Source organism: Thainema salinarum CENA647 (assembly GCF_057732415.1).
Map to the genome: position 1 here is coordinate 5,884,315 of NZ_JBYJZJ010000022.1, position 11,564 is coordinate 5,895,878.

Consider the following 11,564-nt stretch of genomic DNA (forward strand, 5'->3'; position numbering starts at 1 on the left):
GGTTGCGATCGCACCTCTACTTATGCTGATTCCCCAGTTATCTGCTGCTTATCAACAAACAGCTTCGGAATAATCAGTCCCGATCTCGCTTTGTACGCTTCGAATTCCGGATAGCGAGACAGCGACTGATCCTTTTTCCGCATGTTGGGCACGAAGACACCCGCAACAAATCCGCCCAGAATCACAAACGGTAGCCAGTGCATCGTCAGCATGGCAAATCCCAAATAAATGAAGATTTCGCCGAGATAGTTGGGGTTGCGGCAACGGGCAAAAAAGCCCTCTGTAATTAGCCCAGATTTGTACTTGAGGGTGTAATACTTCTGCGCATCACTGCCGTAGTGCAGAAACACGCCCAGAATATTAGTTGCGATCGCAGCCGCAATGAAAGGTAATGGTGGTTGAGCGCCAGTGCTAATCAAAATAAACGGCGCAACCCAATACAGATTCACCACAGCAAACGTTATCAACCCCATTGGCAAAGAGATTTCTTGTTCCCACTGCTTATCGGGATAGAGTCGATCTTTCAGCAGCCACAACATCCCGTATGTGCCATGCAGCGCTAGATAGACCCAGGCTGCTACTGAAAAATTTTGATAAATCATCATCAGGCCCAGCACAAAAGGAGCCGTTAATCCTTTACTGAGATTGATGCTGTGCTTAACTTTCATCTCGTTTTTGCCCTGCTGACTTTCACTAGTACTGTGTCAACTCAGGTTTGATGGTTGATATGTCGCGCTTCGCGCGACATATCAACCATCAAACCCCACCAAAACAACGTTGACAAACCACTAGATTAGCAGGACAAACTGATAAGTCGGCAAACATTAACACGGTGCAGCCCAATTACCCTGTCAATAATTCGTCAATAGACTTTATTGGAAATAAAGTTTTGGGGTTGGAAACTGTTTTGTAGCGCGGCTGAGCCGCACTACAAAACAATTTCCGATAAAGTCTAATGATTCGTCAGTGATTCAGCATCCACGGGCGACCACAGCGTTGACCTTGGAATTTGGGTTTCTCTGGCTCACGGTTTGATTGCGTTACGACTTCTGGTTCTGAACGACGAGACCGGCTAGGTAGTGCCGATGAAAGATTGATTGCGGGCGGTGAGTAGATTCGCTTTCCTTGCACATCACAGGTTGGGCAAAAAGCAGGCAGACTGGATTCGGCCATTGAGCGCCACTGGTCAAAAATACCGCAGGTGGTGCAGCGAAATTCGTAGAGAGGCATGGAGAATAAGTAAAACTGAAAAGAGCTGGAAAAGTCTGTAGTAAAGGGCTGTAGGGTAGGCAATGCTCACCTTCTTCTTCAACACCTTGACTTGTTTTTTGCGGATTGAGTTGAGCAACGTGAAACTCGTGACCTAAACAAATTTGAGGCCCAAAATCAGCGGTCGCTCACCCACCCCACAAAAATGATGGGGAGTGGTCGTTAGGTAATAATGTTTTGTTATGTGAACGCTGCCCATATAACAAAACATCATTACCTTTTGAGAACTACCAAACTATTTGGGTAGGATATCCATATCAAAAATGGCAGTGGGAATCGCCAGCGTGCAGCAGGCATTGGGTATATCGACGATGCCGCTGACTCGGCCTTCAACCGGAGCACAACTGAGCATCAGGTAAATTTGCTCACCAGTGAAGCCAAAGTTTTTCAGATACTCAATTGCATTCAAACAGGCCCGTCGGTAGGCAATATGCACATCCATGTAGTACTGCTTGCCGGAATGCTCGTCTACCGAAATCCCTTCAAATACCAGGTATTCCGAATAGTGCGGTTCCACGGGGCCGGGTTTAAAAATGGGATTCACCAGGTTATATTTCTCGACGCCGCCTTTAATGATGTCTACGTGTAGGTCAATGTAGCCGGACATCTCAATTGCGCCGCAAAACGAGATTTCGCCATCGCCTTGGGAGAAGTGAATATCACCCATCGATAGCTTGGCTCCTTCTACATAAACCGGAAAGTAGATGCGGGTGCCCTTGGACAGGTTTTTGATATCGCAGTTGCCACCATGTTCACGCGGTGGCACGGTACGAGCCGCTTCGGCTGCTACCCGCTCATATTCGGACTTCGGCAGCGTGCCCAGGATGGCATTTTGCGGATTGGGGAGAGCCGCATAAACAGGCATATCCCCTGCTAGCCCCGTACCATAGGTCCGCAGATCTGGTGCAGAATCAACCAGTTCACGTTCTCGCTGATTCCAGGTGGCGAGTAGCTCATGGGAGGGGGCACAGCCAATTAGACCGGGGTGAATGATGCCCGCAAACTTGACGTTGGGAATGTGGCGCGACGAGGTATAAATTCCTTGAAAATCCCAAATGGCCTTGGCCGCTTCCGGAAAGTGATCAGTCAAAAAGCCACCGCCGTTTTCTTTGGCAAAGATGCCAGTAAAGCCCCACTCATCACCTTGCAGCGCCCCAATATCCAGCAGGTCTACCACCAGAATATCGCCAGGTTCTGCCCCATTCACCCAAATGGGGCCGCTCAGCACATGCACCACAGTTAAATCGACATCTCGAATGTCATCAGGGCTATCGTTGTTTTTGATCTGGCCGTCTGTCCAGTCTTTGCACTCAATCCGAAAAACATCGCCAGGATTGACCGACACAACCGCTGGAATGTCGGGATGCCAACGGTTATGTCCCGGTAGCTCCTGTTGATCCATTGGCTTGGTCAAGTCTACTTTGAAAAGCGTTTGCGGCATGGGAGTCTCCTGTCCACGGTTCCTATATAGTTGGGCAGTGTTTGGGCAGCGTTGATGGCGCGATCGCAAATCTGTGGAGTAGTCGTTATGCGATTAAATTGCGATCGCACTCAAGATGTTGCTCAAGTTGCTCAAGCTGATTAAGAGTGTTCTCTGACTGACCAGAGCCATCTGTAGCTTGGATGACACTTTGCTGGCTGGGGAACGGTGGAATAGGAGCCGATAGACTGCAATCAACGAGTTTCCGTCCATCAGCAAATTCTGATGAAATCGTTAAAATTCACCGCCTATCGTTCAAATTTCGTCACAAACGTTTGAATCTGGGCAATAGCATTCGCTGGTTTGGATTTCAAGTGCGACTTGGAGAATGCGATCGCACTTTCTAGACGACTTTCTAGGCGTGATGAATATCACCATTATTAACTGTATGGTGTCACGACGTGCTAATTGCTGCATCACCAATTAATTTATTGCTTCTCACAAATAACTTCACCTAAAGTCACATAAAAAGATGGGAAATGGTACCTATTTAATTTGATTTCTAAGGGAGTATAGCGAACACAAGCTATTTCAAAAGTGGGGAAAGCTGCAAAACAGTCATTAAACTCTTCTCGCATGTTTGACCATTTTCGAAATATGGCAAAAAGACAGAAACCGTTGATGCTGCTGTGACCAGCACACAAAACTTGCAGCTTCAAACCGCTCACCATCAGTTCACCATGTAGATATTAAGGTTATCGATCTAATGATTAAGCATACAAATCGGATTTTTGATCGTGCGAATCAAAAGAGCAATTGTATTATTTTAGGTTTATCGATTGGCTATTGTTTAGTGACGATTGGTACCAACCTTATTTTTTTAGTTAACTCTCATCTTGATGCGCCGCCGATATTGCTATCAACACCAACTGCTCAAGTGTTGAATTAAAATAGTGTGATTAGAGAATAATACCTTTCCAAGGTAAGTTGGTAAAACAGTCTCCCCTAGCTCTTGCATCAATTCCGATGAATAATTTAGATGAAACGGCCCATTTTTTCTTACTGCTTCCTAATATTTTTGGCTTCAAAGGTGGAATTCAGGTCTACTCCATTTTTCTGCTGAAAACGCTCCAGCAGCTTTACCCAGACGCTGAGTATGACTTATTTCTCAAATACGATCGGCTGGATCATATCCATAATCGATTTGGTTTACTACCGCAAACCCGATTTCATTGTTTAGGCGATCATCCCCGGATTGTGCAAACGGTGCTGATGGCGGGCCGAACGCTGCAACGGGGGGTTCAGGCTCAGCCTTCGCTGATCATCGCTTCTCATGTCAACTACAGTCCTGTCTGCCAGTGGCTGAAGCAGATTTCTGGGATTCCCTACTGGGTGATTGCTCACGGGCTGGAGGTTTGGGATTTGCAGCGGCCTCACTTGCGAAAAGCACTCCAGCAGGCCGATCAGGTTGTTGCCGTCAGCCATTTTACCCGCGATCGCATTTTGTACGAACAAGACTTACGGGCGGAACAGGTTGTTGTCCTGCCGAATACGCTCGATCCGCAGCAGTTTCAGATTGGGCCAAAGCCCGACTATTTGCTAGAGCGTTATGGATTGCAGCCACAGCAGCCTGTGATTTTTACGGTCAGCCGTTTGGGCAAGCTCGATACGTATAAGGGGTATGACCAGATTCTGCGGGCGTTACCGACCATTCGCCAGCAGATTCCCGATGTGCATTATGTTCTGGCGGGCAAAGGGGATGATACGCCGCGCATCCAGCAGTTGATTGATCAGCTTGGTCTGGAGGACGCTGTGACGTTGACTGGCTTCATTCCAGATCAGGAGTTGTGCGATCACTATAATTTGTGCGATGTGTTTGCCTTACCCAGTAAAGGCGAGGGCTTTGGCATTGTTTATTTAGAAGCTTTGGCGTGTGGTAAGCCAGTGCTAGCCGGAAATTGCGATGGAGCTGTTGATCCACTGGAGCACGGCAAGATGGGCTATTTAGTCAATCCGGATGATGAGTTAGAGATTGCTCAAACGCTGATTGACATTTTGTGCGATCGCAACTGTTTAAACAGCCATGCTCAGAAGATGAAATTGAGAAATCGGGCAATCAGCAAGTTTGGCTTGGCGCAGTTCCAAAAGCAGCTTGCCTTGATGCTGGAGCAACAAAACCCAATTCAGCCAAAGGCCCCAACCAATCCAGAACGAAGTACTCTGTGACATGCTGTTAATGCTTCACGCCGCGAGGCTATAGGTTTGACCAAAATGCAGATAGTAGCTTTGTGACAATTGCTTTATATTTCAGGGTTAAGAGATGATTAGTGCATTTATCCTAGGGGAAGTATGGATTTGAGGTTCTAACTTGAATCTGAAAGCGCTAAACCTTCGCAAGAGATATCGCAGTAGTGAGTCCAACTTAGTTGAGGATTTCTATATTCCTTGTTTGAAGCAGGCAACCGTCTACAACCGTGCGGTGGGATACTTTTCGAGCTCGGTGCTGGCACTGGTGGCGAGGGGATTAACAGCATTTATTCAGTCGGGTGGGCGGATGCGGTTGGTGACATCACCACAATTGTCTGAAGCGGATGTGGAAGCAATTCAGCAGGGTCTCCAGCAGCGAGATGAGGTGATTAATCGGGCATTGCTGAGAAGCTTTGATCAAGAGGATATGCCCGATTTTGTGAAACAGCGATTCGCAGCTCTGACTTGGTTGCTGGCGCGGGGAAATCTAGAGATCAAGTTAGCTGTACCTGAAGCGTTACGGGGCATCTATCACGAAAAGCTGGGGTAATTGCTCAACCCAGTAGCCAATCGGACTGCTGAGAGGTAAGGGCACGAGAAATGGCATCAAAGGCAGACATGCCCTGACGTTGTGCAGTATTGATCAGAGATCGCACCTGAGCGAACAACTCGGCTCCCCAGTCGGATCGAAATCCGTTAGTCACCTTGCGAAAGACCACACTCCAGCGCAACGCTTGCTCACTCGCATTATTGGTCGGCGGGATGGTCTCATCGGTCAAAAACAGCAACAGATGAGAACGAATCTTTCGATAACGTTTGAGCAACCGCTGCCCCTCAAGCGATTGAGGGTTGAGATTCAAAATCTCCCGCAGTGAACCGCGAAATCGAGCGCCATACTGCTCGACGGTCGAGGCCGCCAGAGTGTGTCGTCGTCGTTGCAGAGCAATGGCTTTGAGCAACAGCCGTTTCATCCGAGGAGCAAATAGGTCATCGCCAGCATCGATGGCATACTGACAATCACGCAGTTGATGGGCCAAACACACTTGCCACTCGTTTGCCGGATGGGCTGTCTGAGCACTGAACAAATCCGAGACCCACACCTGAGGCCGATGACCGTCCATCACCTCGTCAATGACAGCTTTTCCTCGGCTCGGACGAATCACATGCAAACAGACCTGCTCGTTTTGAAACACCCACTCCCACTGGTTGACTCCATTTACCCGTGCCCCCGTCTCATCACTGCCGACTAGACGAGCACTGCGTAAGCGCTCCACAATCTGGGCCACCGGGGATTGAAGTTGAGCCTGCACTCGTTTCAGTAGATTGGCAATGGCTCCTTCCGACAAGCTCAGACCCCAGAGGTCGCTCATCAACTGGCTCAGCCGCTGATAGCTGATGGCATGACGGTAGCGCAGATAGGTGACTAGACTTGCCACACTCGTGCCAAAGGGAGAACCGGGTTCCAACCCAACTGGAACGGGAGCCTCATACGTCTTTTGACAACACGGACACACCCCGCCATAGCGTTCCACCCGCGTGATGTCAGGGGTGAGCTGAGGCAATTCAATCCGCTCGTAAATCCCGCTCAAGCGCTGCGCCGAACGGTCAACCTCAGCTCCACAGTGGGGACAGCTCTTGGCTTGTGCCACCACCACTTGATTGGGCTGTTGACTTAATTCTCGCCCACCGTCACGGTGGCTTCCCGTTTCTTCCGATGGACTAGCCATGGGTTCACAGCGGCTCTGATTGGGTTTGAAGCCCTTGGAGGGAGGCAAACTCGAATTGCGCGACGTTTTCTTTACCCGCTTTTGCTTCAGTTATTAGACGACAATGACATAGGCGGGTGAGACCTGCCGACGACAGTTACACAGCCGGGTAGAGAGCACCATTTTTTATCACCTGTTCCAGTTGTCGTCATAGAAAAAGACACTAGAGGCATCTCCCAAGAATGTGGGGAAGCCACCAGTGCCCAAACAAACTATTCAAAGTTATCAAATCAAAGTGTATAAGAAAGCGCGAGAGCTCGGCCTAACGCAGAGTGATGCAGCTGCGATTGCCGACTTTTCAGACCGAACCGGTCAACGAATTGAAGCAGGGACGCATCAACCCAATCGAGGTCGCTTGCGGGATTGGCGCACGAGCGCCGACCCGTTAGCTGGGGTATGGGAAGACGAGTTGGAACCGATGTTGCGGCGTGAGCCAAGACTGAAGCCAATGACGTTGTTCGAGTACTTACAAGAGCGCTATCCCGGTCAATATCCGCAAGTGCTGCGCACCCTGCAACGGCGAGTGAAAACGTGGAAAGCGCTGTATGGTGAAGCACCGGAAGTGATGTTTGAACTACGCCACGAACCTGGGGTGATGGGCATCTCCGACTTCACGGAACTCAAAGGCGTTGAGATTACGATTAACGGTCAACCGTTTGAGCATCTGCTCTACCACTACCGCTTGGCCTATAGCGGTTGGCGCTATGCCCAAGTGATTCAAGGGGGCGAGAGCTTTATCGCTTTATCGGAAGGGTTGCAGAATGCGCTGTTTGCCAGTGGTGGAGCCCCCAAAGAGCATCGCACCGATAGCCTGAGCGCCGCCTATCGCAATACCGGTGGCACAGGTCGCAAACCGTTGACTCGCCTGTATGATGACCTGTGCCACCACTACCGTCTAGAACCGACGCGCAACAACAAAGGGATTGCTCACGAGAATGGCGCGATTGAGTCTCCGCATGGCCATCTGAAAAACCGCATCACCCAAGCGTTGTATCTGCGGGGCAGCCATGACTTTGAGAATGTGGCCGCCTATCAAGCGTTCATTGCGGCTTCGGTTGATAAGCTCAATCAGCAGCACCAAGCCAAGTTTACCGAAGAGCAGAAGCATTTACAGCCCCTGCCCAATCATCGGGTGGCTGATTATGAAGTCCTCACCGCCCGCGTGAGCACGCGCAGCACCATTGACGTGCGCTGCATCCTCTACACGGTGCCCTCCCGGTTAATTGGTCGTCAGCTCGAACTGCATCTGTATCATGACCGCATCTGTGGCTACCTGGAGCGCCAGTTGGTGGTGGAACTGCCACGGGTGCGCGTGACGGCCAACGATAAACGGCGCGCCCGGTGCGTCAACTATCGCCATGTTATCGAAGGTCTCAGGCGCAAACCCCGCGCCTTCCTCTACTGCACATGGCAGCACGACTTATTGCCCAATGACCACTATCGCTCTCTATGGCACCAACTGGAGACGTCTTTTGACCGCGATTCTGCCGCTCGGTTAATGGTTGAAGCACTCTACATTGCGGCCACGCAAAACCGAGAAGCGGCAGTGGCTCAGTATCTAGACGCGCAATTAGCCGCTGGCACAGTAACGCTGAGCGCGCTGCGTCAACACTTTCAACTCCTGAGCGAGTCCGTCCTGCCGAACATCCAGGTGCAACAACATAACCTCCAAGACTATGACCAACTCCTCCGAGCCGACGCCACCGATCAGTCCTTACCAGAGCCTGAGTCTGCACCTCAAACAACTGCGGCTTTCTCACATGCTCCAGCATTGGGAAAGCCTCGAACATCAAGCCATGCAAGACCAGTGGTCTTACGCTCAATTCTTGCTGGCACTGTGCGAATTGGAGGTGGAGCGGCGCTGGAGCCTGCGCCTCCAACGCGCCCTACAAGAGGCCCAACTGCCCCCGGCCAAAACGGTTTCCAACTTTGAGTGGCGACCATCTTCCCCAGCTCAATCCGGCTCCTTTGATGCAACTGACCACCGACACCCGCTGGTTGGAGCGAGCCGAAAACTGTTTGATCTTTGGCCCCTCTGGCGTGGGTAAAACCCATCTAGCAACTGCGATCGCTCGCGCCATTGTGGAACTGGGCAAGCGGGCTAAGTTCTTTGCCGCAACCACCTTGGTTCAGCAGTTGCAGCAGGCTAAATTACAACTGCAACTGCCCGCTTTGCTCAAGAAACTCGACCGCTTTGACTTGCTGGTGATTGATGATCTCGGCTATGTCAAAAAGTCAGAAGCCGAAACTTCTGTCCTCTTTGAGTTGATTGCTCATCGCTATGAGCGGCGTAGTCTGCTCATTACCGCGAACCAGCCCTTCAGTCAGTGGGACGCTGTCTTTGCCGACACCATGATGACCGTTGCCGCTGTCGACCGGCTGGTTCATCATGCTCTGATTGTTGAAATGCAGGCCGATAGCTATCGCAAACGGTCGGCCGCGACGCGCTCCGCTCACGCTTCATCTCAGGCTTAATCCTCATTTGGTCAGCGATCATAGCTGTCGTGACAGCTATGATCGATTATTCATTCCGTTATTCATCGGCAACGGTTCAACTGACGGATTCGCCTATCTAGCTGTCGCGTCACGCCAAAAGCTTGACATTTGATATTCAGTTGTTCGACTTCTGCTCGCAACCGTTGCAGCTCCTGCCACAGCCCTTGAATCAGGGCATCTTTTTCGGCGGGGCTTAATCCATCGAGTGGGGGCAGTTCTGTCATGGCAAAAGCTTATCATCTTCTCTCAAAGCCGTGCTTGGGTCAACCGAGTTGAGCAATTACAAGCTGGGTATCTTTGCTGATGATGAGGGGAATTTAGTAACTTTCAACGGCTCAGCCAATGAAAGTGAAAATGGCTTACAGCATAATTTTGAGGTATTAGAGGTTTGTGCGTCTTGGCAACCCGGACTTGACGAATGGGCACGTATGCGAGCAGAGGCATTTGAGGAGTTGTGGCAGAATCGCACGCCCAAGGTTGATGTGATGCCGTTTCCGGAGGCGGTAACGCGATCTCTGATCCAAAAGTACTGCCCTGATAAACCACCGACGCGAGAGCCTTATGCTGCTAGTACTAAAGGAGATTATGAATTAGATTTTCCTGATGAAGTAGCCACCAAACTTCAAGGAATCCCAAGTAAATCTCGCGGGGCGCTCAAATTCCTATCCCCGCCGCAAGCGGACGGGGCATTACGGAATTTGCCCTTCGGGACGCACTCCCGCGCTACCACTAACGTGGCAAGCCACGGGGAATTAGACCCACAGAGATTAAACCATTCTGGCTCAATCTACGGGATTACCAAAAGCAGGCGGTGGAGAATTGGTTTGCAAATAATGGGCGCGGCACACTGAAAATGGCAACAGGAAGCGGAAAGACAATTACCGCTTTGGCTGTTGCCGCAGAGCTATACGAGAAAATTGAGCTGCAAGCGCTGATTGTAGTGTGTCCTTACCGTCACTTAGTGCAGCAGTGGGATCGGGAGTGCCGGAAGTTTGGGCTAGAGCCAATTTTGGCCTATGAGAGTTTGAAGCAGTGGCAGAGCAATCTGTCGAATCAGTTGCTTAACCTGAAATTAGAACTGCAGCCGTTTGTCACGGTGATTACAACGAATGCGACGCTGACTAGTCAGGGCTTTCAGTCGCAGCTTGGTTCGTTTCCCAAGAAGACGCTGTTGATTGGGGATGAGGCGCATAACTTAGGAGCGCAACGATTGGCGGCCAGTTTGCCAAAGACAGTGGGGTTGAGATTAGGACTGTCGGCGACACCGGAGCGGTATTTTGATGATCGGGGCACCCAGGCGCTGTTTGACTATTTTGGCGAGGTACTGGAGCCGGAGTTTACCCTACGGAATGCCATTGAACAGGGGGCGCTGGTGCATTATCGCTACTACCCGATTTTGGTGGAACTGACGGATGACGAGGTGCTGGAGTATGCCGATTTATCAGTCAAGATTGGCCGTGCGATCGCAATTGGTGGTGATGATGAAGATAATGAGAACCTGACTTTGTTGCTTTCTAAGCGGGCTCGGCTGATTGGCGCTGCGGAGAATAAGATTTCAGCGTTACGAGCTTTAATGAAAAATCGGTTGAATACGGATCATACGCTGTTTTACTGCGGTGATGGATCAGTTGAGGATGGGGTCACGCAAGAAACGTTGCGGCAGCTAGAAGCAGTGACGCGGCTGTTAGGGAGTGAACTAGGGTATCGGGTGAATACTTATACTGCGATGTAGGAGGTTGAGAAGTGACGATTAAAGATTTAATTTTGCAGGAGTTAGAAAAAGCTCCTGAAGATGTTTTGACAACAGTATTGTCGTTTGTTCAGTTTTTGAATATGACTCAGGCACAGGAGAAGTTCGAAACTGCTTTATTGAGTGAGTCTGCCTTAAATCAGGACTGGTTGTTACCGGAGGAGGATGAGGCTTGGCAACATTTGTGAGAGAAGTAGGTTCCGTTAATCAGGTTGGTGCGGCAGAGTGTAAATGAGTTTGAGTGGACTGAGGTTTTGGAAGTGATGTGATGCGAGACTCCAATCTAGAGGCTTCTAGGGTGAATGATCTACTGGCTCGATTAAGAGCGCAAAAGGCAGATCTTGTCTCTATTGCCGCACAACATGGAGCATCTAATATTCGGGTATTTGGCTCGGTAGTGCGAGGAGAAGCGAATGAGCAGAGTGATATTGATTTGTTAGTAGACCTGGAGCCGGGGCGCAGTTTGCTTGACCACATTGGCCTAATACAGGATCTGGAGGATTTATTGGGGAGATCGGTGGATGTGGCGACTCCATCGGCTCTGCACGAGCGGATTAAGGATCGGGTGCTTAGTGGTGCAGAAAAGCCTTGAAAGTGTGCTGTGTCGGGATTCTCA

General features: G+C 50.2%; 14 protein-coding genes and 1 pseudogene. 9 read left to right on the top strand and 6 right to left on the bottom strand.

The window, feature by feature from the left end:
* Positions 1 to 20: 20 nt before the first annotated feature.
* From AC286M_RS32595 to AC286M_RS32610, 4 genes are all read right to left on the bottom strand, one after another.
* The gene (locus AC286M_RS32595; protein WP_488208365.1) at positions 21 to 668 is read right to left on the bottom strand and encodes a methyltransferase family protein; all 648 of its coding nucleotides are present in this window, start codon (positions 666 to 668) and stop codon (positions 21 to 23) included.
* 295 nt (positions 669 to 963) lie between these two features.
* Positions 964 to 1,230 carry an FmdB family zinc ribbon protein gene (locus AC286M_RS32600; RefSeq protein WP_488208366.1) on the bottom strand — a complete coding sequence of 89 codons (267 nt, stop codon included), beginning with the start codon at positions 1,228 to 1,230 and terminating at the stop codon, positions 964 to 966.
* Between the two features lie 274 nt (positions 1,231 to 1,504).
* Entirely contained in the window at positions 1,505 to 2,710 is a 1,206-nt protein-coding gene (fmdA, locus tag AC286M_RS32605) for a formamidase (protein ID WP_488208367.1), read from the bottom strand.
* Between the two features lie 93 nt (positions 2,711 to 2,803).
* The gene (locus tag AC286M_RS32610; protein ID WP_488208368.1) at positions 2,804 to 2,962 is read right to left on the bottom strand and encodes a hypothetical protein; all 159 of its coding nucleotides are present in this window, start codon (positions 2,960 to 2,962) and stop codon (positions 2,804 to 2,806) included.
* A 753-nt stretch (positions 2,963 to 3,715) separates the two neighbouring features.
* Here AC286M_RS32610 and AC286M_RS32615 point away from each other — a divergent pair.
* Together AC286M_RS32615 and AC286M_RS32620 are read left to right on the top strand one after the other, a co-directional pair.
* Positions 3,716 to 4,915 carry a glycosyltransferase family 4 protein gene (locus AC286M_RS32615; protein ID WP_488208369.1) on the top strand — a complete coding sequence of 400 codons (1,200 nt, stop codon included), beginning with the start codon at positions 3,716 to 3,718 and terminating at the stop codon, positions 4,913 to 4,915.
* Positions 4,916 to 5,057: 142 nt separating this feature from the next.
* The gene (locus AC286M_RS32620; RefSeq protein ID WP_488208370.1) at positions 5,058 to 5,486 is read left to right on the top strand and encodes a phospholipase D-like domain-containing protein; all 429 of its coding nucleotides are present in this window, start codon (positions 5,058 to 5,060) and stop codon (positions 5,484 to 5,486) included.
* Positions 5,487 to 5,490: 4 nt separating this feature from the next.
* Here the strand turns inward: AC286M_RS32620 and tnpC are convergent, their stop codons facing one another.
* On the bottom strand, positions 5,491 to 6,663 hold the full coding sequence (gene tnpC / locus AC286M_RS32625) for an IS66 family transposase (protein WP_488208371.1): 1,173 nt from the start codon (positions 6,661 to 6,663) through the stop codon (positions 5,491 to 5,493).
* A gap of 274 nt (positions 6,664 to 6,937) precedes the next feature.
* On the opposite strand from tnpC, the pseudogene istA reads away from it, so the two are divergent.
* The 3 genes and pseudogenes from istA to istB form a co-directional block, all read left to right on the top strand.
* Positions 6,938 to 7,999 (top strand): annotated as a pseudogene (istA, locus tag AC286M_RS32630) (IS21 family transposase); the annotation flags it as partial.
* Positions 8,000 to 8,498: 499 nt separating this feature from the next.
* Positions 8,499 to 8,750 (top strand): ATP-binding protein, encoded by a 252-nt coding sequence (locus AC286M_RS32635; protein ID WP_488208372.1) that lies wholly within the window; start codon positions 8,499 to 8,501, stop codon positions 8,748 to 8,750.
* Positions 8,632 to 9,177: an IS21-like element helper ATPase IstB gene (istB, locus tag AC286M_RS32640; RefSeq protein WP_488208373.1), complete on the top strand. Its 546-nt coding sequence runs from the start codon at positions 8,632 to 8,634 to the stop codon at positions 9,175 to 9,177. Before AC286M_RS32635 ends, istB begins: the two co-directional genes overlap by 119 nt.
* A 62-nt stretch (positions 9,178 to 9,239) precedes the next feature.
* Here the strand turns inward: istB and AC286M_RS32645 are convergent, their stop codons facing one another.
* Positions 9,240 to 9,422, bottom strand: coding sequence for a hypothetical protein (locus AC286M_RS32645; RefSeq protein ID WP_488208374.1), 183 nt, complete (start codon positions 9,420 to 9,422; stop codon positions 9,240 to 9,242).
* Between the two features lie 48 nt (positions 9,423 to 9,470).
* Here AC286M_RS32645 and AC286M_RS32650 point away from each other — a divergent pair, with 48 nt between their 5' ends.
* From AC286M_RS32650 to AC286M_RS32665, 4 genes are all read left to right on the top strand, one after another.
* On the top strand, positions 9,471 to 10,049 hold the full coding sequence (locus AC286M_RS32650; RefSeq protein WP_488208375.1) for a phospholipase D-like domain-containing protein: 579 nt from the start codon (positions 9,471 to 9,473) through the stop codon (positions 10,047 to 10,049).
* Complete coding sequence (locus AC286M_RS32655; RefSeq protein WP_488208376.1) at positions 10,010 to 10,930, top strand: DEAD/DEAH box helicase; 921 nt, start codon at positions 10,010 to 10,012, stop codon at positions 10,928 to 10,930. Before AC286M_RS32650 ends, AC286M_RS32655 begins: the two co-directional genes overlap by 40 nt.
* Positions 10,931 to 10,941: 11 nt before the next feature.
* Entirely contained in the window at positions 10,942 to 11,136 is a 195-nt protein-coding gene (locus tag AC286M_RS32660) for a DUF2281 domain-containing protein (RefSeq protein ID WP_488208377.1), read from the top strand.
* Positions 11,137 to 11,216: 80 nt separating this feature from the next.
* On the top strand, positions 11,217 to 11,540 hold the full coding sequence (locus AC286M_RS32665) for a nucleotidyltransferase family protein (RefSeq protein WP_488208378.1): 324 nt from the start codon (positions 11,217 to 11,219) through the stop codon (positions 11,538 to 11,540).
* The last annotated feature ends 24 nt before the right edge of the window (positions 11,541 to 11,564 follow it).